This window comes from Spirosoma litoris (assembly GCF_054776755.1).
The window spans coordinates 1-1,010 of record NZ_BAAHBI010000048.1; the positions used below are offsets into that span (position 1 = coordinate 1).

The following is a 1,010-nucleotide window of genomic DNA, read 5'->3' on the forward strand; positions in this document are numbered from 1 at the left end:
TTACAGGTCGCGTAATACTCAGCCGTTGCCGTTGGATAGAGGGTGATCGTTGAACCAACCAAGTTCACACCGTGCCACTGCACCGTTCCATTGCAACCCGTTGCCGTCAGGGAGACAGGTTCCCCACTACAGATCAGCGTTTTGCTCACCTTCACAATCGGTGTCTGTGGGTTTACCACCGTAATGGCAACCGCACTGGACTGATCGCTGAGGCAGCTGCGGAACTTACACTGTGCATAGTAGCTGGTATTGGCCGTTGGCGTCACCGTAATGCTCGTTCCCGTCTGGCCAGTCGACCAGTAGACCGTTCCATGGCAGCCATTCGCCGTCAGCACGACAGAGCCACCCACACAAACCGTATCCGCCGAAGCCGTTACCGTCGGGATAACCGGCGTTACGACCTGAATCGTATACACATTCGAGGATTTGCTGGTACAAGCCCCATTCTTGCAATACACCCAGTAGCTGTTGCTGCCAAGCGTTGGCGTCACGACGATGCTGCTGGTCGTTGCCGTTGTGCTATTCCAGATGGGCGTACCTACGCAATTTTCTGCCGTCAGCGTCACCGTTTCGCCTGGGCAAACAATCGTTGTGCTACAGGTTACCGTTGGCGTTGGCAAATCCGTATTCACATTGATCGTAATCAGGGCCGGATTGCTTAGGCAGGTAGCCAGACGGCACTGTGCCGTATAGGTTGTTTTACCGTAAGGCATTACCACGATCGAAGCACCTGTTTGCGCGTTCTCCGACCATTGAATGACACCCCCTTCGCAGCCTGCAGCCGTCAGCGTGACCGATGTGCCTGGACATACAGTATCCGTACTTGCACTGATTGTCGGTGTTTTGGCATCCAGCACCGTAACGGTAATCGCATTCGAAACCGGGCTCACGCAACTACCGATCACGCAACTGGCCGTATAGGTCGTTGTAACGGTTGGTGTTGCCACGATGGTCGCACCCGAATGGCCATCCGACCAGCGAATGGTACCCGATTCACAACCCCGTGTGCT

At 55.0% G+C, this 1,010-nt stretch carries 1 pseudogene; it reads right to left on the reverse strand.

What is annotated here, in order from left to right:
• Positions 1–1,010, reverse strand: a pseudogene (locus ACYVGR_RS27140) (hypothetical protein); the annotation flags it as partial.